General features: G+C 64.5%; 18 protein-coding genes. 11 read left to right on the top strand and 7 right to left on the bottom strand.

What is annotated here, in order from left to right:
- Positions 1-10: 10 nt before the first annotated feature.
- Complete coding sequence (locus Q0Y42_RS10080; protein ID WP_297803261.1) at positions 11-1,651, bottom strand: serine hydrolase; 1,641 nt, start codon at positions 1,649-1,651, stop codon at positions 11-13.
- Positions 1,652-1,743: 92 nt separating this feature from the next.
- Complete coding sequence (locus Q0Y42_RS10075) at positions 1,744-3,654, bottom strand: BCCT family transporter (protein WP_297803259.1); 1,911 nt, start codon at positions 3,652-3,654, stop codon at positions 1,744-1,746.
- Between the two features lie 274 nt (positions 3,655-3,928).
- Between Q0Y42_RS10075 and Q0Y42_RS10070 the strand changes: the two genes are divergently transcribed.
- The 4 genes from Q0Y42_RS10070 (at position 3,929) to Q0Y42_RS10055 (ending at position 10,166) form a co-directional block, all read left to right on the top strand.
- Positions 3,929-6,169, top strand: a complete 2,241-nt coding sequence (locus Q0Y42_RS10070) for a TonB-dependent receptor (RefSeq protein ID WP_297803257.1) — start codon at positions 3,929-3,931, stop codon at positions 6,167-6,169.
- 263 nt (positions 6,170-6,432) lie between these two features.
- The gene (gene clpB, locus Q0Y42_RS10065) at positions 6,433-9,021 is read left to right on the top strand and encodes an ATP-dependent chaperone ClpB (protein WP_297803255.1); all 2,589 of its coding nucleotides are present in this window, start codon (positions 6,433-6,435) and stop codon (positions 9,019-9,021) included.
- Positions 9,022-9,108: 87 nt separating this feature from the next.
- The gene (locus Q0Y42_RS10060) at positions 9,109-9,759 is read left to right on the top strand and encodes an SOS response-associated peptidase family protein (RefSeq protein ID WP_297803253.1); all 651 of its coding nucleotides are present in this window, start codon (positions 9,109-9,111) and stop codon (positions 9,757-9,759) included.
- A gap of 77 nt (positions 9,760-9,836) precedes the next feature.
- Positions 9,837-10,166 (top strand): hypothetical protein, encoded by a 330-nt coding sequence (locus tag Q0Y42_RS10055; protein WP_297803251.1) that lies wholly within the window; start codon positions 9,837-9,839, stop codon positions 10,164-10,166.
- 52 nt (positions 10,167-10,218) lie between these two features.
- Here Q0Y42_RS10055 and Q0Y42_RS10050 read toward each other — a convergent pair whose 3' ends face one another.
- Complete coding sequence (locus Q0Y42_RS10050; protein WP_297803249.1) at positions 10,219-10,836, bottom strand: TlpA disulfide reductase family protein; 618 nt, start codon at positions 10,834-10,836, stop codon at positions 10,219-10,221.
- 37 nt (positions 10,837-10,873) lie between these two features.
- Here Q0Y42_RS10050 and argH point away from each other — a divergent pair, with 37 nt between their 5' ends.
- Genes argH through lysA form a run of 3 tightly spaced genes read left to right on the top strand, consistent with a single transcriptional unit; the run spans position 10,874 to position 13,766 of the window.
- Positions 10,874-12,238, top strand: a complete 1,365-nt coding sequence (gene argH, locus Q0Y42_RS10045; RefSeq protein ID WP_297803291.1) for an argininosuccinate lyase — start codon at positions 10,874-10,876, stop codon at positions 12,236-12,238.
- On the top strand, positions 12,235-12,468 hold the full coding sequence (locus Q0Y42_RS10040) for a hypothetical protein (RefSeq protein WP_297803247.1): 234 nt from the start codon (positions 12,235-12,237) through the stop codon (positions 12,466-12,468). Before argH ends, Q0Y42_RS10040 begins: the two co-directional genes overlap by 4 nt.
- A 23-nt stretch (positions 12,469-12,491) precedes the next feature.
- Positions 12,492-13,766, top strand: coding sequence for a diaminopimelate decarboxylase (gene lysA, locus Q0Y42_RS10035; RefSeq protein WP_297803245.1), 1,275 nt, complete (start codon positions 12,492-12,494; stop codon positions 13,764-13,766).
- A 39-nt stretch (positions 13,767-13,805) separates the two neighbouring features.
- Here lysA and Q0Y42_RS10030 read toward each other — a convergent pair whose 3' ends face one another.
- Together Q0Y42_RS10030 and Q0Y42_RS10025 are read right to left on the bottom strand one after the other, a co-directional pair.
- Positions 13,806-14,339, bottom strand: coding sequence for a phosphoribosyltransferase family protein (locus tag Q0Y42_RS10030; protein WP_297803243.1), 534 nt, complete (start codon positions 14,337-14,339; stop codon positions 13,806-13,808).
- Positions 14,340-14,384: 45 nt separating this feature from the next.
- Complete coding sequence (locus Q0Y42_RS10025; RefSeq protein WP_297803240.1) at positions 14,385-15,317, bottom strand: MJ0042-type zinc finger domain-containing protein; 933 nt, start codon at positions 15,315-15,317, stop codon at positions 14,385-14,387.
- 125 nt (positions 15,318-15,442) lie between these two features.
- On the opposite strand from Q0Y42_RS10025, the gene Q0Y42_RS10020 reads away from it, so the two are divergent.
- The 4 genes from Q0Y42_RS10020 to Q0Y42_RS10005 are packed head-to-tail and all read left to right on the top strand — an operon-like array spanning position 15,443 to position 18,453.
- Positions 15,443-16,159, top strand: coding sequence for an ATP-binding cassette domain-containing protein (locus Q0Y42_RS10020; RefSeq protein WP_297803237.1), 717 nt, complete (start codon positions 15,443-15,445; stop codon positions 16,157-16,159).
- Positions 16,156-17,076: an ABC transporter permease gene (locus tag Q0Y42_RS10015; RefSeq protein ID WP_366108313.1), complete on the top strand. Its 921-nt coding sequence runs from the start codon at positions 16,156-16,158 to the stop codon at positions 17,074-17,076. Before Q0Y42_RS10020 ends, Q0Y42_RS10015 begins: the two co-directional genes overlap by 4 nt.
- Before the next feature lie 9 nt (positions 17,077-17,085).
- Positions 17,086-17,736 (top strand): YdcF family protein, encoded by a 651-nt coding sequence (locus tag Q0Y42_RS10010; protein WP_297803234.1) that lies wholly within the window; start codon positions 17,086-17,088, stop codon positions 17,734-17,736.
- Between the two features lie 6 nt (positions 17,737-17,742).
- Positions 17,743-18,453, top strand: coding sequence for a lysophospholipid acyltransferase family protein (locus tag Q0Y42_RS10005; RefSeq protein ID WP_297803232.1), 711 nt, complete (start codon positions 17,743-17,745; stop codon positions 18,451-18,453).
- Positions 18,454-18,527: 74 nt separating this feature from the next.
- On the opposite strand, the gene hisC is transcribed toward Q0Y42_RS10005, so the two are convergent.
- Both hisC and Q0Y42_RS09995 read right to left on the bottom strand, forming a co-directional pair.
- The gene (gene hisC / locus Q0Y42_RS10000) at positions 18,528-19,628 is read right to left on the bottom strand and encodes a histidinol-phosphate transaminase (RefSeq protein ID WP_297803229.1); all 1,101 of its coding nucleotides are present in this window, start codon (positions 19,626-19,628) and stop codon (positions 18,528-18,530) included.
- 23 nt (positions 19,629-19,651) lie between these two features.
- Positions 19,652-20,249: hypothetical protein (locus tag Q0Y42_RS09995; protein ID WP_297803226.1), on the bottom strand; the 598-nt coding region annotated here is incomplete at its 5' end.

Genomic DNA, 20,249 nt, shown 5'->3' with positions numbered 1-20,249 from the left:
CCTTTCCTTATCAGCCGACCTTGGCCAGCCGCAGGTTCTGGTAGTCGTAGGAGAAGTCGATATCCGGCGACACACCCTTGAGCGTGGCGCGGACCGGCTGTCCGTTCTCGATCTCGAAGGTGAAGAAGGCATCCTCCTCGCGCTTGTCGGGGAAGCGGGTGCGGAAGGTCTCGCCGTCGTACGGCTCCAGCCAGCCCTTGAGCGCGGGCGTATGGGTAAAGCTGACCCACAGGCCGGACTTGCGGTTGCGGCCCGTGCCTTCGGTCTTTTCGCTGATGACGATGTCGCCGTACCACGGATCGCGCCACGTTCCGGCATAGGCGGGTAGGCGCAGCGAGGGACGTTTGCCTGCGGCCTGTTTGGCGTCGATCTCGGCGGCGGCCTTCAGGGATTTCTCGATCCCCTCGGCCTCGATGCGTTTGGAGTCGGCGATCCAGTCGATGTCCACCTTGCCCATGGCGATGTCGGTCAGGCCCGAACGCAGGGCGCGCAGCAGAGCGCTTTCCTCGGCATTGGTGAAGACGCTGAACCCGATCTTGCGGCCGGTGATCAGCACGGTCGAGGAGATACCACCCGGCGAGCCGCCGCCGTGGGTGGCGATGCGCTCTCCGCGGTAATCCTGAACCTGCAGACCCATGGCATAGGTCGAGGCGATGGCGCGGTTCGGCAGGGCCGCCGTCGGGCCTTCGGAGTTGGAGACGAGGATGTTCGGCTTGTACATCTCGCGCGCCACAGCCTCGGAGAACAGGCGGGTGCCGTCGGCTATCTGGCCGTTGTTCAGGCGCAGCGCCATCCATTTGGCCCAGTCACGCGGGCTGGCGCAGATGCCGCCGGCAGCGGCGGCATTGTCCCAGTTCCAGACCTCGGCGATGGATTGCGCGATCTGGGTCATGTCGCCCTGATAGCGCAGGGGTGGCCCGACGCGGGCGTGCGGCAGGGCCGATTTGGCCGGATCGGCCAGACGGGCCAGCGGCACGCTGTCGGTCATGGCCAGCGGGTTGAAGATGCGGGTCTGGACAAAGTCTTCCCACGTCAGGCCCGACACGCGCTCGATCACGGCACCGGTCACCACGAACATCAGGTTGCAATAGTGGTAGTTGGCGCGGAACCCGTCCTCGATCGGGACGAAGGCGGCCTGACGCAGCACATCGGCGCGGGTGCGGTCGCTGTTGGGCCAGAACAGAAGGTCGCCTGCGCCCAGACCAAAGCCCGCACGGTGCGACAGGGTATCGCGCACGGTGATCCGCTCGGCGATCACCGGATCGGACAGGGTGAACTCGGGGATATAGGTCTTGATGGGTTCGTCCCATTTCACCTTGCCCTCGTCCACCAGAATGCCGAGGCAGGCCGCCGTGACGTTCTTGGAGTTGGAGGCGATGGCGAACAGGGTCGTCTCGTCCGCGGGGGCATAGCGGCCCATGATCCGCGTGCCATAGCTCTTGGCCAGCAGGGTTTCGCCGTCCTTCACCAGGGCCACGCCGACAGCAGGCTGGTCGGGCCATGCGGCCATGCAGCGCTTCACATAGGCATCGAAGGCCTCGGCCAGCGAGGCATCGTCATTGGCGGCGGTTCGTGCCAGCGCGGGGCGTCCGGCAAGGGCCACGGCCCCGCCACTCAACAGTGCGGCACGACGGGAAAGATGAGGGATCATGGTCACTCCGGCATGAACGGTCGGGGCGAAGCTAACCCTGTTCCCCTCCTCAGGCCAAGAGCGGACGGCGGGTCATCCCCGCCGTCCTGCCGTTACAGATTGGCCCGCCAGCGGTGCAGGTGTTCCAGCACATCACCCACCACCTGCTCGCGGGTGAAGCCGGTGATGTCGCGCGGGCGTTTGCCGTCGCTGCTGGACACCATCATCCGCCATTCCACCTCGCGGCGGTTGCGGCGCGCCTCGGCGGCGGTGAGGGCAGGGCGCGGGCGTGATCCCGCCGTTACCCGATAGTGGAACGGGCGTCCCTTTTCGGTGTCGATGCCCAGCGACACCGCCTCGTCGGTGGTGTCCAGCCGCGCCAGTTCGGCATTGGCGCTCAGGGCGTCATGTACCTCCTGAAGGGCGGGCAGGGCGCTTTGGGTGATCTGCCGCTCGATCTGGGCGCGGGTGGCGGGGGCGAAGATGAAGCGCAACCGCGCACCCAGATGCGGGGCGGCCTGTTCGATCACCTCGCCGCGCAGGTCGGCATTCATCTGACGGATCAGGCCCGCGCCCGTCAGCAGCAGGATGACCGCAAACGGCAGGGCCGCCACCAGTGTCGCCGTCTGCAGAGCCGACAGTCCGCCCGCGATCAGAAGCGCCGATGACACCAGCGCCAGAAGCACGGCCCAATAGACCCGCAACCAGCCGGGCGCGTCATCGTCCTCGGTCGATTTCGCCGACAGATTGGCCAGTATCAGCGCGCCGGAATCCGCCGAGGTCACGAAGAAAACCATGACCAGCGCGATGGCGAGGCCCGACGTGACCATCGGCCAGGGGAAGTATTCGAGGAATTTGAACAGGGCCGTCGACAGGTCGCTCTGCACGGCGGCGGAAATCGCGCCCTGTGCCACGCCCATATCCAGCGCCATGGCCGAGTTGCCGAAAACCGTCATCCAGAGGAAGGTGAAGGCGGTCGGCACGGTCAGTACGCTGATGATGAACTCGCGCACGGTGCGCCCGCGCGAGATGCGGGCGATGAACATGCCCACGAACGGCGACCATGCGATCCACCACGCCCAGTAAAACAGCGTCCAGTCCGCCAGCCACGCTCTCGGCTCATAGGCATAGAGTTGGAAGCTGCGGATGACGAAATGGTCCAGATACAGGCCGAAATTCTGCACATAGGCGCGGATCAGGAACAGCGTCGGACCCGCGAGCAGGATGAACAGCATCAGGCAGATGGCGAGTATGAGGTTCAGCTCCGACAGACGGCGCACGCCCTTGCCCACGCCCGACAGAACCGACACCGTCGCCAGACCTACCACGACGAAGATCAGCAGCACCTGCACCAGCGGCGTATTCGGAATGCCGAACAGCAGGCTCAGCCCGCTGACGATCTGGCTGACCCCCAGACCCAGAGAGGTGGAGATGCCGAACAGGGTGCCGCAGATGGCGAAAATGTCGATCAGGTCACCCCACGGTCCATAGATCCGGTCGCCGATCAAGGGGTGGAAGACCGACCGCATGGCCAGTGGCAATCCCTTGCGGTGTGCGAAATAGCCCAGCGCCAGACCCACCAGCCCATAGATGGACCAACCATGCAGGCCCCAGTGGGTATAGGTGATGGCCATGGCTTCGCGCGCGGCCCCCATGGTTCCGGGCTCGGCCTCGGGCGGGGCGATATAGTGCTGCACGGGCTCGGCCACGCCGAAATACATCAGGCCGATCCCCATCCCCGCCGCGAACAGCATCGCCACCCACGAGATAAAAGGGAAGTCCGGCTCGGAATCGTCCGGCCCCAGTTTCAGCCGCCCCATCGGTCCGATGGCCAGCCACAACATTAAAACGAAGAAAACAACGACGGCGGTGACATAGAACCAGCCGAAATTCTCGATGGTCCAGCCTTGGGCCAGATCGAATATGGCCGCTGCGGATTGCGGAAAGACGATGGCAAATCCGGCCAGTAGCAGGATAACCGCGCTGGCAACGGAAAAAGTGCGAATATTGGTTGAGGATAGCATCCGAAGCTAACACAAAACGGTATGTTTTGGTTCCGATGTGCGGAGCTGTCCGGCAATTAATCCCTGTCTTATCTGTTTGTCTGGGTAGATAATTTCTGGTTTTTGTTGAAATGGTTACCGATAATCTATTCAATATTTATACTACTGGCGGATGTATTTGAAAAATAAATCATCTGTAATAATTGGTAGGAGTGCATTTATTTCTCATTGTTAACTTTAGACCGCAAAGAGACCTTGTTAGACGGGCTGGCCCCCTTTGCCAGAGATAGATGTGATGTCCCGTTTGAAACTTGCCTTGCTCACCGGCGCGGCCTTCGCTGCATTCGCGTCGGGCGCTTCCGCCCAGTCCCAAGCGACGCCTTCCGTCTCTCAGGAAAAGCCCCAAGCCTCTGCCCCGACCGATACCCCCGAACCTGAAGACACCACCCAGGTCGAGGAAGTGGTGGTCAGCGCCCGCACCGACGGTATCCGCACCTCTATCGATTCCATCAGCTACAGCCTCGCCAACGACCTTCAGGCGACGACCGGCTCGCTGGCCGATGCGCTCCGCAACGTGCCGTCGGTCGATGTCGATCCTCAGGGCAATGTCTCGCTACGCGGCAACTCGGGCGTGACCATTCTGGTCGATGGCCGTCCGTCGCCCATCTTCAACGGCGAAAGCCGTGGTCAGGCCGTGCTTCAGATTCCGGCGGACCAATATGCCCGTATCGAGGTCATGACCAATCCGTCGGCGGCCTATACGCCCGAAGGCGGCGGCGGCGTGATCAACCTGATCACCAAGCCGACGGCCCCGCGTCCGGGCGTCCAGACCACGGGATCGGTACGCGTCAACGTCGGCGACAATGGTCGCTGGAATGCCGGCATCAGTGGCTCGCGCCAGAAGGACAAGCTGACGCTGGCGGGCGACCTCAGCTACCGCTACGACGCCAATGATTTCGAATTCCCGTCGCTGCGCGAGGCGCTGGATGCTGACGGCAACGTCACCAGTACCACTCGCGTCTATCAGGATTCCGACACCAGCCAGCGCGGCGGCTTTGGTCGCGCCAGCGCCGAATACAAGCTGACCGACCGCACGACCGTCTCGGCGGAAATCAGCGCCATGGCGTTCAAGATCGATCCCGAGAACACCAGCTTCTATGAAGTGCGCGACGGCAATGGCGTCCTGACCAGCGCCTATAACCTGCGTAACGAGGGCGGCATGGACATGGCCCATCTCAACGCTACGGGCCGCGTCGTGCACCGCTTCAATGAAGAGGGCCACGAGTGGTCGAACGAGCTGCGCTATGGCCGTTTCGACAACGACACCGACTTCCTGCTGGAAAACAATTTCACCACGCCGGCAGGCCCGCGCCGCTATGAGCGTTTCGGCAATGACAACTCCACCACTAACTGGGGTTTCACCAGCGCCTATGTCCTGCCCATGGGTGAGGACCAGCGCCTGCGTGTCGGCTATGAGTTCAATCGCACCGAGCCGGAAAACGAAACCACCTTCCTGCGCGGCGCGACCGAAGAGGGTCTGGTCCTCGTGCCGGGTCTGAGCAACCGCTTCGAAGGCAGTCAGACCGTCCACGCCCTCTACACCACCTATGAGCGCCCGCTGACCCAGAAGCTGTCGGCACAGGCGGGCCTGCGTCTGGAACAGGCCGATATCAAGGTGAACGACCTGACCGGCGGCCTGTCAGCCGAGCAGGACTATTTCCGCGCCTATCCGACGGGCCACCTGCAATACCAGCTGTCTGAAACCCAGACCCTGCGCGCCAGCTATTCGCGCCGCATCCAGCGCCCGCAGCTGACCCAGCTAAACCCGTTCGTGTCGTATCAAAGCCCGCTGTATCGCACCTCGGGCAACCCGAACCTGCGCCCGCAGGAAACCGATGCGTTCGAAGCCCTGTGGCAGGTCCGCAAGGGCCAGAACTTCTATCAGGCCACCCTCTATTACCGCGACACCGATAAGGCCTTCACCGACGTCGCCACCCAGATCGAGGACGGCATCCTGCTGACCCGTCCTGAAAATCTGGGCGGCCGCACCGACACCGGTATCGAGCTGACGGCTGCGGGCCGCCTGCACTCGACCCTGCGCTACAACGCCGCCGTCAACGTCTTCCATCAGGAGATCGACGCGGGCGGTATCGTCGGCGGTGGCGACCGCTCGGGCGACATGGTCTCGGGCCGTCTCAGCCTGAACTGGCAGCCGACCGACAAGGACTTCATCCAGCTGACGGGCTTCTGGCAGGGCGAAAGCCTGCTGGCGCAGGGGACCCGCGAGGCGGGCGGCATGGTCAACCTCGGCTACCGCCGCAAGCTGACCGACAAGCTGTCGCTGAATGTCACGGGCCGCGACCTGTTCAACAGCTTCAAGAATACCACCCGCTACGAGACGCCGCAGTTCAGCGAGTTCAACGACCAGCACATCAACCTGCGCGCCTTCTACGTCGGTCTCAGCTGGCAGTTCGGCTCCAGCCCGCGCCGCCAGCCGGAACAGTTCGACTTCTCGACCGGCCCGACCGGCGGCTAATCGAAGGCTGTTTTCCAATGGCCTCAAGTAGCGCGAAGCGCGGTAGGCCCACTTTGAACGAGCGGGCCTCAAGTAGCGCGAAGCGCGATAGGCCCAGTTTGAACGAGCAAGCCTCAAGTAGCGCAACGCGCGATAGGCCCCTCTGAATTCAGAGAAATCCCCTTGCGGAAAAACAACGGCTTTCCCAACTGAGAGTGATCGGGGCCGCGTCGCTGCAGACGCGGGGCGCGGCCCTTCAATCCGCCTCATAGGGGATGCCCAGAATGAACATTGAACAATACTCCGACCGCGCCAAACAGGCGATCCAGTCGGCCCAGTCGCTGGCCCTTGCCCGCCGCCACCAGCATTTCGTGCCCGAGCACCTGCTCAAGGTCCTGCTGGAAGAGCGCGATGGTCTGGCCCGCAATCTGATCACACAGGCCGGTGGTGACGCCGCCAAGGCCGTCTCCGACATCGAAACCGCGCTGAAGAAGCGCCCGCAGGTCTCGGGCGGCTCCGGCCAGCTTTATATGGATGGCGACACCGCCCGCGTGTTCGCTGCTGCCGAGGATGCGGCCAAGCAATCCGGCGATGCCTTCGTCACGACCGAGCGCCTGCTGGCCGCACTGGCCCGCGAGGGCGGCGTGGCCGCCAACATCCTGCGCGGCGTCGGCGTGACCCCTGATAAGATGGATGCCGCCATCGCCGACATGCGAAAGGGCAAGACGGCTGACTCGGCCTCGGCCGAAGACGGCTATGACGCCCTCAAACGCTATGCCCGCGACCTGACGCTGGCTGCCGCCGACGGCAAGGTCGATCCGGTCATCGGCCGCGACGAGGAAATCCGCCGCACCATTCAGGTGCTGGCCCGCCGCACCAAGAACAACCCCGTGCTGATCGGTGAACCCGGCGTTGGCAAGACCGCCATCGTCGAGGGATTGGCCCTGCGCATCGTCAACGGCGACGTGCCTGAAAGCCTGAAGGACAAAAAGGTCCTCGCGCTCGACATGGGCGCGCTGATCGCCGGCGCCAAATACCGTGGCGAGTTCGAGGAACGCCTGAAGGCTGTCCTCAACGAGGTCGCTGCCGCCGAGGGACAGATCGTCCTCTTCATCGACGAGATGCACACCCTTGTCGGTGCGGGCAAATCCGACGGCGCGATGGATGCGTCTAACCTGCTGAAACCGGCTCTGGCCCGTGGCGAGCTGCACTGCGTCGGCGCGACCACTCTGGATGAGTACCGCAAATACATCGAAAAGGACGCCGCCCTTGCCCGCCGCTTCCAGCCGGTCATGGTCGAGGAGCCGACGGTCGAGGACACCGTCTCCATCCTGCGCGGCCTGAAAGAGAAGTACGAGGTCCACCACGGCGTCCGTATTTCGGACAGCGCCATCGTGGCCGCCGCGACCCTGTCGAACCGCTACATCACCGACCGCTTCCTGCCGGACAAGGCCATCGACCTTGTCGACGAAGCCGCGTCGCGCGTCCGCATGGCCGTGGACTCCAAGCCCGAGGCTTTGGATGAGATCGACCGCCGCCTTGTCCAGCTGAAGATCGAGCGCGAAGCCCTCAAGAAGGAGGACGACGACGCCTCGCGCCTTCGCCTCGAAAAACTCGAGGACGAGATTGCCGATCTGGAAGCCCAGTCCGAGGACATGACCGCCCAATGGCGCGCCGCCAAGGACAAGGTCGGCCAATCGGCCCAACTGCGCGAGACGCTGGATCGCCTGCGTCTGGAACTGACCAACGCCCAGCGTTCGGGCGACCTCGCCCGTGCGTCCGAAATCGCCTACGGCCAGATCCCGCAACTGGAACGCCAGTTGGAAGAGGCTCAGGCCAATGAGGAAGAAAAGGCCTCGAGCCTCGCCGCCGAGGTGGTCGATGCCGAACAGATCGCCGCCGTCGTCTCCCGCTGGACGGGCGTTCCGGTCGATAAGATGCTGGAAGGCGAGCGCGAGAAACTGCTCTCGATGGAGGACGCCCTACGCGCCCGCGTCGTGGGTCAGGACGATGCGCTGGAGGCCGTCTCCGATGCCGTGCGCCGTGCGCGTGCGGGCCTGAATGACCCGAACAAGCCGATCGGCTCCTTCCTCTTCCTTGGCCCGACGGGCGTGGGCAAGACCGAGCTGACCAAGGCTCTGGCCGAGTTCCTGTTCGACGACGACAGCGCCATCACCCGCATCGACATGTCCGAATACATGGAGAAACACTCGGTCAGCCGTCTGATCGGTGCCCCTCCGGGCTATGTCGGCTATGATGAGGGCGGTGCCCTGACCGAGGCCGTGCGCCGTCGCCCCTATCAGGTCGTCCTGTTCGACGAGGTCGAAAAGGCCCACCCGGACGTCTTCAACATCCTGCTTCAGGTGCTGGACGACGGCCGCCTGACCGATGGTCAGGGCCGCACCATCGACTTCAAGAACACCCTCATCATCATGACCTCCAACATGGGGTCGGAGTTCCTCGCCGGTCAGGCCGAGGGCGATGATGTCGAGGCCGTGCGCGAGCCGGTGATGGAGGTGGTCCGCAGCCACTTCCGGCCCGAGTTCCTGAACCGGATCGACGAGATCATCCTGTTCAAACGCCTTGGCCGCGAACAGATGGGCGGCATCGTCCGCATCCAGCTGAAACGCCTCGAGGCTCTCATGAACGAGCGCCGCCTGACGCTCGCCCTGGACGACAGCGCCCTCAACTGGCTCGCCGACAAGGGGTACGACCCCGTCTACGGCGCCCGCCCGCTGAAACGCGTCATCCAGAAACAACTGGTCGACCCGATGGCCCGCAAGCTGCTGGCAGGCGAGTTCACCGACGGCTCGGTGGTCCACGTCTCGGCCAGCGAAGACGGCCTCCAAATCGGCAAACCCCAAGTCCACTAACCAGAAAGGGCGGCTCCCAGAGCCGCCCTTTTTCTTGGTCGTCCGCGCAGCTTGCGCTCTGAAGTAATCCGCATAACGCTGTGCGGTATGTGCGCCCCGTTTGAAGCCAAGTTTTCGGTGACGCAGCTGGTCGAGACTTTTTCGGAGGTCGGGATCGGTCTGGTGTTCCGTGGCGGTATCCCCAATCTGGAGCCGCGCGAGGAGGTGCGCCCGACCAACAGCACCCTTTTGGTCAGGGCGGGTGAGGGCGATAGCGCCGAAGGGGTGATGGCGGGGTTCGGCTTTGACGCGCCCGTCCGCGCCGATGGCAAGAAGGGCGGGCCGGTCATCAACTTCCGCACCGAAGGCCGCCACTTCACCAATAAGGGAGCCAGTGGCCGCGCCCTGATCCCCGTGTCCGGATTTTATGAGTTCACGGGCGATGCCACGCCCAAGACCCGCTGGCGGCTGCATGCGCCCGACAATGCGCCGCTGATGCTCGCGGCCCTGTGGCGGGCCACGGGCGAAGACCTGCGCTTTTCCCTGCTGACCGCCGAGCCGGGGCCGGATGTCGCGCCCTTCCACACACGCGGGGTCATGCCTCTGCCAGCCGATCACTGGGCCGACTGGCTGTTTGACAGGGCATCATCGGAGTTGATCCTGAAGCCGCCAAAGGCCGGAACCCTGACGGCGACACCGGCCCCCAGACCGAGCCGGAAAGATCAGCAAAACAGCGTTACGCAACCCACATTATTTTGAGTTGCAACCGCCCGTTCACAAACGCGTTATCACCATCGGCCCGGCTTGCGGGCTTATCTCACGAAGGGGGAAATCCCATGCGTATTCGTTCGATCACCGTTGTGGCCGCTGCTGTACTGGCTCTGGGCGCTGCCGCCTGCACCCAAGCCGAACAGGACAAGGCCGCTGCTGACGCCAACGCCGCTGCTGCCGACGCTCAAGACGCCGCCGCTCACGCCGGTGACGCCGCTGCCACCGCTGTAGACAGCGCTGCTGACGCCACCACCGCTGCTGCTAGCGACGTGGCTGCCGCCACCTCCAACGCTGCCGACAAGGCTGGCGAAGCCGTCAAGGACGGCGCTGTGGCCACTGCCGCCGCCACCGAAAAGGCCGCTGGCGACGCCCGCGCCAAGCTGGAAGGCAACTAAGCCTCTAGGCTTGAAGCCAAAAGCATAAGGGGGCCGCTCGAAAGGGCGGCCCCTATTCTTTGCGCAGGGCCTCGATCAGGGCGACCGCTTCGGGCCCGTTCCAGTCGGCCTCGCCCACCTTTACGGCACGCACCTGACCCTTGCGGTCCAGAATGACGGTCTGGGGCATAGCGCCCTTGCCGGGGAATTCGAAGGCCATGCGGAATTTCGGATCGGCGTAATAGGCCAGCGGAGCATGCTCGGCGATGAAGGCCTTGGCCGCGTCCTGCGCACGGTCGGTGTCCATGCTGACCACCACGATGGCGACATCGCGGTCGGCCTCATAGCGCTTGGCCAGTGCCGCCAGTGTCGGCATCTCGATCTTGCAGGGCGCACACCATGTCGCCCACAGGTTCACGACCGTGACCTTGCCCTCAAAGTCGGTGAAGTGGCGTTCCTTGCCATCGGCATCCACGAACGGAAGATCAGGGGCCGCCACCGGTTCGGGCAGGATCAGACCTTCCAGCGCTCCCGTCGCATAGGCCGACAGGGTCGAACTTTCCGCCGAACCGGCATCAGAACCTTTGCTCCCGTCGCCTGCTTTGACGTATAGCACCCCTGCGCCCGCGATCGCCGCGATCAGGGCCACGATCACAACCCCGATCGCCATAGTCCGTTTAGAGCCGCTCATGTCCGATACGTCCTCCGCCAAGCCTCAAAGCCAGTCCATGTGGGGCGGCCGCTTCAGCGCCAAACCTGCCGACATCATGCAGGCTATTAACGTCTCCATCGGCGTTGATAAACGTCTGTGGGCGCAGGACCTCGCCGGATCGCGCGCGCACTGCCGCATGCTGGCCAAACAGGGCATCATCCAGCAGGCCGACGCCGACGCCATTCTGGGCGGTCTGGATGTGATCGAGGGCGAGATCAAGGACGGCACCTTCCCGTTCCGCGATGCCTATGAAGACATCCACATGAACGTCGAGGCCCGCCTGTCGGAGCTGATCGGCGAGCCGTCGGGCCGTCTGCACACCGCCCGTTCGCGCAACGACCAGGTGGCGACCGACTTCCGCCTCTGGGTCCGTGATGCTGCCGACCGTACCATCGAACAACTGAAAGACCTGCAACGCGCCCTACTGGACCGTGCCGAACAGCACGCGGGCGACCTGATGCCGGGCTTCACCCACCTTCAGACCGCACAGCCGGTCACGCTGGGCCACCACCTGATGGCCTATGTTGAGATGTTCGGCCGCGACGCCTCGCGCTTTGCCGACGCCCGCAAGCGCATGAACGAAAACCCGCTGGGTGCCGCGGCTCTGGCTGGCTCGCCGTTCCCGATCGACCGTCATGCCACCGCCGAGGCCCTCGGCTTCGACCGCCCGATGGGCAACTCGCTGGATGCCGTGTCGGACCGTGACTTCGCGCTGGAAAGCCTTGCCGCCGCATCGATCGCCGCAGGCCACCTGTCGCGTCTGGCCGAAGAGATCGTGGTGTGGATGACGCCGATGTTCGGCTTCATCACCCTGCCGGACGATCTGACGACCGGATCGTCGATCATGCCGCAGAAGCGCAACCCCGACGCGGCCGAACTGGTCCGCGCCAAGACGGGCCGCATCAACGGCGCCCTGATCGCCCTGACGACCGTCATGAAGGGCCTGCCGCTGGCCTATTCGAAGGACATGCAGGAAGACAAGCCGCCGGTGTTCGAAGCGTTCGACGCCCTTGATCTGGCTATCACCTCGATGACCGCCATGATCAGCGCCTTCCGTCCGAACACCGAGAAGATGGCGGCCGCCGCCGGTGCCGGTTTCTCGACCGCGACCGACCTTGCCGACTGGCTGGTGCGCGAACTGAACCTGCCGTTCCGTCAGGCCCACCACGTCACCGGTGCCGCCGTGAAGCGTGCCGAGCAGCTGGGCCTTGATCTCGGCCAACTGCCGATTGAAGAACTGAAGTCTCTGGACGAGCGCATCCATGAGGGTGTCTATGCTGTCCTGACCCCGCAGGCCTCCTGCGCCAGCCGCCAGTCCTATGGCGGCACGGCACCGGATCAGGTCCGCGCCCGTATCGCCGACTGGAGACAACGCCTGTGACTGCCAACCTGTCCGTGAAAAAGACCCTGATCCTCGGTGCGGCTGCACTGGCTGCTATGACCGTCTCGGCGTGCGGCAAGATGGCGGATCTGGAAGCGCCGGGTGCGCGTCCGACCAACAACTCGCGTTGGACCGACCGCAACCGCGATCCGGCCACGGTCGCTGGCCCTTCGAGCCAGAACCCGATCGAGGGCGTCTCTGACCCGACGGGCCGTCGCCCGTACCAGTAACTTCAGCCACCTGAGGGGGCGGCGTGCATTATTTCGAGATCAAGGATGGCGTCCTCCATGCCGAGGGCGTCAATCTGGAAGCTGTGGCCGAACAGGTGGGCACGCCCACCTATGTCTATTCCGCCGCCACCCTGCGCCGCCACTATGGCCTGATGCGCGAAGCCTGCGACGCCCATAAGGACGCGCTGGGCGACGCCCTGATCGCCTTTGCGGTCAAGGCCAACTCCAACCTCTCGGTCCTCAAGGTTCTGGGCAGCATGGGCTGCGGTGCCGATACGGTGTCGGAGGGCGAGATCCGCCGCGCACTGAAGGCAGGCATTCCGGCGTCCAAGATCATCTTCTCGGGTGTGGGCAAGACCGACAGCGAACTGGCCTTTGCCATCCGCGAGGGCGTCCGCCAGATCAATGTCGAAAGCTCGAACGAACTGGAGCGTCTGATCGCGGTGGCGCAAAGTCTCGGTGCCAAGCCCGATATCGCCATCCGCGTAAACCCCAAGATCGGCGCGGGCGGCCATGCCAAGATCACCACGGGCGGCGCGGGCGACAAGTTCGGCGTTCCGGTTGAAGAGGCGTTGGACCTCTATGCGGTGGCGTCCAACTCGGAGCATGTGAATCCGGTCGGTCTGGCCTGCCATATCGGCAGCCAGATTACGGACCTCGCCCCGATGGAGGCTGCCTTCAAGGTTATACGGGGTATGGCCGAGACCCTACGCGAGCGCGGTATGACTGTGACCCGTCTTGATCTGGGCGGTGGTCTTGGCGTGCCCTATTACGGTGAGACCGATACCCCGCCGCCATCGGCCTATATGGCCATGGTGGCTGGCGTACTGGCTGGCCTTGGTGTCGAAGCCGCGTTCGAGCCGGGACGCCTGATGGCGGCCAATGCGGGCGTGCTGCTGAGCCGTGTGGTGCATGTGAACGAGCGCACCGACGGTCGCCGCTTCCTGGTGCTGGATGCGGCCATGAACGACCTGATGCGTCCGGCTCTCTATGACGCCTTTCATGACGTGAAGCCCGTCCGTCCGGTAGAGGGCGCATCCTTGCCGCACGACATTGTGGGACCGGTCTGCGAGACGGGCGACACCTTTGCTCGCGACCGCGAGCTGGCACCGCTGAAGGCCGGTGATCTGGTGGTCTTTATGTCCGCCGGTGCCTATGGCGCGGTGATGGGCAGTGAATACAATACCCGCCCGATGGCCGCCGAGGTTCTGGTCGACGGTGACAAGTGGGCGGTGATCAAACCCCGCCCGACCTATGACGACATCTTCGCCAGAGAGCCGATCGCCGGCTGGCTGTAAGACCTAAGAAAAAGGCCCCTCATTCGAGGGGCCTTTTTCTTAGTCGAGAGCGCAGATATCGGGCAGGCCGCGCATGCCGCCCTGATGGTCCAGTCCATAGCCGACAAGGAAACGTGCGGGCGCTTCCCAACCGACAAAGTCCGGCTCGATCCGCTCATGAGCGCAGGGCTTGCGGGCGAAGACGCAGGTCAGAACGCGGGCGGCTCCGGCTTCCTTGGTAATGCGGACGGCCTCGATCAGCGACAGGCCGCTGTCCAGAACATCATCGATCAGCAGGACCGTCTTGCCTTCCATGGAGCGCTGGAAGGGGGCGCGGACCGTGACCTTACCACGGCTCTGTTGCTCGTCGCCGTAGGACGACATCCACACCGCATCGAATTTGACGTTGCGGCCTTCGCGATAGAGGGCGCGGGTCAGGTCGGAGCCGAACCACAGCCCCCCGGTCAGCAAGACTGCGGCGACCGTCTCATCATCGATCACCGGAGCGATCTTCTTGGCCAGTTCGGCGTTGATGCGCTCGATCTCGGCGTGTGGCAGCAGGACGGTCGGGGCGGGGGAAGAATTGTCGGCCATGAAACTAGCGGATACTCCCTCATCCCCTTGTGAGTCGAGGCCGGATTAGCCGTTTCGCGGGTCGCTATCGACCAGTTCGATCCGTCGCAGGCCATCGGCACCCAGGGCGGACATGGCCTGACCCTTGGGCGCAGCCGCTTCGGGGGCGGCTGTTGGCTTGGGCGCTTGCGCCGATTTGGCGGTCGCGACGGCGGCCTTGGCCGGAACCGGTTGATCCTCGCTCTTTGCCGGAGCGCGGGCAGGGGCGGCGGCGCGGGCCGTCGGCTTTTCGTCCTCGCCCAGCACGAAGCTATAGCGGGCGAAGGCAAAGCGGCCATCGGTGTTGGGCAGGATGACCGCAAAGCCCTGAACACCGCCCGGAAGCACAGGCGCCGTCTCCAGCCTCAGGATGTGGTGATTGTACTGGGCACCGGACTGGTCAAACAGGTCGATGCGGATCGGCGGCGGCACGATCTCGCGGTCGCGCAGGTTGCGAAGCGCACCAGCGACATAGATCTGGCTGACGTCATTGCGGGCAAAGCCTGTGGTCTGGGCTTCAAAGTCCAGCCCGACCGGATTGGTGGCGATACCGAACAGCGAATAGACGGAGGCCAGCTTGGGCGCGCGCTCGACAATGCTGTCGCGCCAGATATAGGCCGAGAGCAGGGCGGTGATGAACACAATCGCCAGCACACCCCAGGCCAGACCCTGGCGGATCGCCTGCTGGGCCTTGCGCTTTTGCTCGGCGCGGGCGCGGAAGGCCTGCGTCAGCGGCTGTTCGGTGATGTCGTCTTCGGTGGCGGACTCGCCGGCAGAGGCGGGGCCGAAACCGGGCGATGCGGCGACGGCGACGCCTTCATCCAGCACTAGCGGGGCATCTTCATTGACCGCGCGCCAGTCATTGCCGCACGACTTGCATCGTACGCGGCGACCCGACGGGCCGATCGCATCATCCGGCACAAAATAGCTGGTGGCGCAGGCGGGGCAGGTTAGTATCATGGGCGGCGGCTAAGAGGCGTCACGCCTCCTCCTGTCGAGGGCGCTCGCGCCCCGGTCCAAAATGAAAAAACCTTATGCCAGTTCACGAACGTCGCCCCAGCGCGCCAGATAAAGATGCCGATATCGTGCGCCTCAGAAACCTGGGGTTCGGCTATTCAGGCCGACCGTCGGTTCTGCGCGACATTAACCTTATTCTGCCTCGCGGCTCTTTCCATTTCCTTACCGGACCCTCCGGAGCGGGCAAGTCGACCCTGCTTCGCCTGCTGACGCTGAGCGAGCGGGCCAATACGGGCCGCATCAGCCTGTTCGGACAGGACGTGACCAACATCCCCCGCGCGGCGATACCTCAGGTGCGCAAGCGGATTGGCGTGGTGTTTCAGGAGTTTCGCCTGCTGGACCACCTGTCGGCCTTCGACAATGTGGCCCTGCCGCTTCGCCTGAACGGCGAGCGTCCGCGTGACTATGTGCAGGACGTGGCCGAGATGCTGCGCTGGGTCGGGCTTGGCGGGCGGTTCGAGGCCCTGCCGCCGTCGCTTTCAGGCGGTGAGAAACAGCGCCTGGCTATCGCGCGCGCGGTGATTACCCGCCCGCGTCTGATCATCGCCGATGAGCCGACAGGCAGTGTCGATCGCGAAATGGGAGAAAAGCTGATGCGGCTGTTCCAGTCGCTGAACAAGCTGGGGGCCACGGTACTGATCGCGACCCACGACGAGGATATGGCCCAGCGTTATGGCGCGGGCCTGCTGCGGCTCGAAGACGGTTATTTGCAACAGCTGGCCCCGTCGCCTGCGCCTTCGGCGGTTGATCCGCGTCCGATTTCCGCAACCGAGGCCCCGCAATGAGCCCGTCCGGCGCTTCGGCGAACAATCCGTCCAACGTCATCCGCAAACCCATGCCGGTTCCCGGGCCCTTGCTGCCTCGCGAACGCTCGGGCGAGCGGTGGCTGGCGGCGGTGATTGCGGTGCTGTGTTTTCTGGCCTCCCTCGCGGCCATCGGCGCGCTGGCGGCGGACCGCGCCGCACATGGCTGGGCGCGAGAACTGCGTGGGGAGGCCACGGTTCAGGTCCGTCCGCGCGTGGACGAAACCGGACCCACGGCGGCGGGCCGCGCCGCCGAGGCCCTGTCCGGCGTCAAAGGCGTGGAAGAGGCCTATGCGCTGGACCGCAAGGCGTCGGAACGGCTGCTGGCCCCATGGGTGGGCGAGGCTGTCCTGCCGGATCTGCCCTTGCCCTATCTGGTCGTGGTGCGTCTGAGCGCCGATGCCCCGGCCAGCGCACCGACCCTCAGCCGTGCCTTGGCCGAGGCGGGGCTGGATGCCACCGTCGATGACCACAGCCTGTGGCGCGGCGAGGTAGAGCGCGCCGCAGGTATTGTGACGGCATTGGCCATCGCGGCCTTTGTTCTGATCGCCGGAGCCATGGCGGCGGTGATCGCCTATGCCACCCGCTCTGGCATGGAGGCTCAGGCCGAGATCATCGAAACCCTTAGCCTGAACGGCGCATCGGACCGCCATGTCGCGGGCCTGTACCAAGGGCGGTTCGGCAAGCTGGCGTTGGTTTCCGGTGTGGGTGGATCGCTGGTCGCGGGTCTGGCGATGGCGGTCATGCGTCTGGTCGGGGGCACGGCAGGTGTGACGCCTGCGCTTCCGGTGCGGTTTCTCGATCTTGTCGCCATTGTCGTCTGTCCGCTGCTGGCTGCCTTGACGGCGGTGGTGGCGGCGCGCCTGACGGCGCTGGCGAAGCTGTCGGGTCGTGGGTAGAAAGTGTGCATGAAGTTCCTCTCCCTCATAGCAGCCGTCATCCTGATGTGGCTGGCCGGCCTGTTCGTCTTTGCAGGGCGGGTCCAGAACTTCACGCCCGCGCAGGACCCCGAGCGGGCCGACGCGATCGTCGCCCTGACCGGCCCGTCGGCCGAGCGCGTCAATGCGGCCATCCGTCTGTTGGAACTGGACAAGGGTGATCGCCTGCTGATTTCGGGCGTGAACCGCGATGTCCGCCGTGGCGAGCTGCGCGACCTGACGCCGGGATCGAGCAAGCTGTTCAACTGCTGCGTCGATCTGGGTTTCGAGGCCGAGAACACGGTCGGCAATGCCAGCGAGATCGCCGCATGGGCGCGCCGCAACAACTATAAGCGTCTGATCGTCGTCACGTCCGACTACCACATGCCGCGCAGCCTTCTTGAGGTGCGCAGCGCCCTGCCGGGGGTGGTGATGGTGCCCTATGCCGTCGCGACCCCGACTCTGGACAGCCCCGACTGGTGGCAGACCGAAAAGTCGGCCCGCCGCATGGTGCTGGAATATTCGAAATACCTCGCTGTCCTCGGACGCGAAGCGTGGCACAAGCTGCGCGGTTTCCATCCGGAGCGACCGTTGAATGCGGCGTCGGGTGGCCATACCCAAACTGTTTCTGCCGAGAGCTGATCCTCCATGAACCTCATTCGCTCCCTGCTGTTCTCGGTGTGGCTCTATCTGTCCATGCCGCTGTGCGCGATCGGCCTGTCGCCCGCCTTGCTGATGAACCACAAGGCGGCCATGGGCGTGATCAAGATCTGGGCGCACATCGTCCTGTTCGGACTGCGCTGGATCGCGGGCATCAAGGTCGAGGTGCGCGGTCTGGAGCATCGCCCGACCGGAGCCTGCCTTGTCGCGGCCAAACACCAGTCCATGCTGGACGTTGTCGTGCCGTTCACGGTGCTGGATGACCCCTGCTTTGTCCTGAAGAAGGAGCTGATGTCGCTGCCCTTCTTTGGCTGGTTCTGCTGGAAGACGAAGATGATCCCCGTGGACCGCGAAGCCCACGCCAAGGCGCTCAAGGACATGGTCACCCACACCACGGCCCGTCTGGCCGACGGTCGCCAGATCATGATCTTCCCCGAGGGGACGCGCACCCTGCCGGGCGCAGCGGGAACCTATAAGCCGGGCGTTGCGGCCATTTACCGCGACGTGGATTCGGCCTGCTATCTGATCGCGACCAACTCGGGCCAGCATTGGCCTGCCAAGGGCGTGACGGGCTTCAAGCCTGGGACGGTGGTGTTTGAATTCCTGCCGCCGATCGAAGCTGGCCTGAAGCGCGGCGAGTTCATGAAGCGGATGGAAGCCTCCATCGAAACCGCCTCCACCGCGCTGCTGGAGCGCTGATCCACAATCGATCAAAAAAACGCCGCGTTCCTTTCGGGACGCGGCGTTTTTATTTCTGTCGGCAGTATTGGCCCTTATTGGGCGGCGAACTCGCTCAGGGCGTCGACGACCGCACGGTTCTGATCGGCGGTGCCGATGGTGATGCGCAGGCAGTCCGGCAGGCCATAACCGCCGACGCCGCGAACGATGATGCCCTTGCTGTTCAGCCAGGCATTGGCTGCACCGGCTTGCTCCACCGAGTTGAAGCGCACGAGGATAAAGTTCCCTACCGAGGGGAAGACCTCGTAACCGAAGCCCTTGATGATCTGGGTCAGGCGCGGGCGCCATTCCAGCACCAGATCGCGCGAAGCCTGTTGGTGCTCGTCGTCGTTCAGGGCCGCGATGGCAGCGGCGATCCCCGGTACCGAGACATTGAACGGCAGGCGGATACGGTCCATCGCGTCCATCATGGCGGCAGGGCAATAGCCGAAGCCGATGCGAAGACCGCCCAGGCCGTGAATCTTGGAGAAGGTTCGCGTCACGACAATGTTGCTGGCGGTACGGGCCAATTCGAAGGCGCTCTCGTATCCCGGCTCTACAACATATTCGGCGTAGGCCTCATCCACGACCAGAATGACATTTGACGGCAGCGCCGCATGCAGGCGACGGATCTCTTCGGCCGTGTTGTAGCTGCCGATGGGGTTCGACGGGTTGGAGACGTAGACAATCTTGGTGCGCTCGTCGACCTGGGCCAGCAGGCCGTCGATCTCGGTGCGGTATTCCGGTTCCGCGGCCAGTTTGACCTGCGCTTCGCAGCCCATGGCCGAGATGCGATAGGCCAGGAAGCCGTACTCGCTGGCGACGATGTTATCGCCTGCGGTCAGATAGGTCTGGTTCAACAGGGCAAAGACTTCGTCCGAGCCATTGCCGAACAGCAGCCGATCCTCTTCCAGACCGTGTTTGGCGGCCACGGCGGCGCGCAGCTTGTCGGCGCGGCCATCGGGATAGATGTGGATCTTGTCGAGAACCGAAGAGAAGGCCTCGCGGGCCTTCGGGCCTGCGCCCAGCGGGTTCTCGTTCGACGACAGCTTCATCGGCTCGGCAATGCCGTCCAGAGCACCCTTGCCGCCCACATAGGGGGCGATATCCATAATGCCCGGCTTGGGCGTGGGCGCATTGGCGCGTGGGTCGGTCATGACGCTTCCTCGAATGTTTTCGTTCAGAATACTGGTGCGGCACCGATGATGCCGTTGAGTTGGCCCGGGGCACCTTCCAGTCGCCCGTCGTCGGCTTGCACATAGCCACCGAGCGTAAAGAGCATCAAGCCACCGGCCTCGGCCATGAGGGTCGCGGCCAGCCCGCGGCCCGACATGAAACCGGCAATCTCGAAATCGGGCAGGGGGCTGTCCGTGACCCAGAAGGTGCGGTCATCGCCCGTCGGTCCGCTGGTCTCCGTCGACACCACAAAGGCGCGAGGGCGGGCATGGGCGTCATCGGGCATGGCCCCGATTACCTTCAGCGCTGGATCGGCCAGAAGCTTGGCCCACCAGGGACGGTTGCCGATATCAATCAGTGCGCGGGCACCCGTTCGGGCGGCTGCCAAGGCCTGATCGGCGTCGGGCACGGGGCGGGCAAACGGCCCCCAACGGTCGGCGGCCAAAAGCTGGGAAATCCCGCCCGAGGCCACGATGGCCTTGCCGTATCCGGCCTCCATCCGGCCCAGAACGGCGCGCAGGGCAGCACGCTGCGGGGCATCCAGACCGCGCATCAGATCGCGCAGGGCCAGTGCATCGGCATCGGGGCGGCTGCGCGGACCG

The organism is uncultured Brevundimonas sp. (genome assembly GCF_947305955.1).
Taxonomy (GTDB): Bacteria; Pseudomonadota; Alphaproteobacteria; order Caulobacterales; family Caulobacteraceae; genus Brevundimonas.
This window is presented reverse-complemented; position numbering and strand designations above follow the sequence as displayed.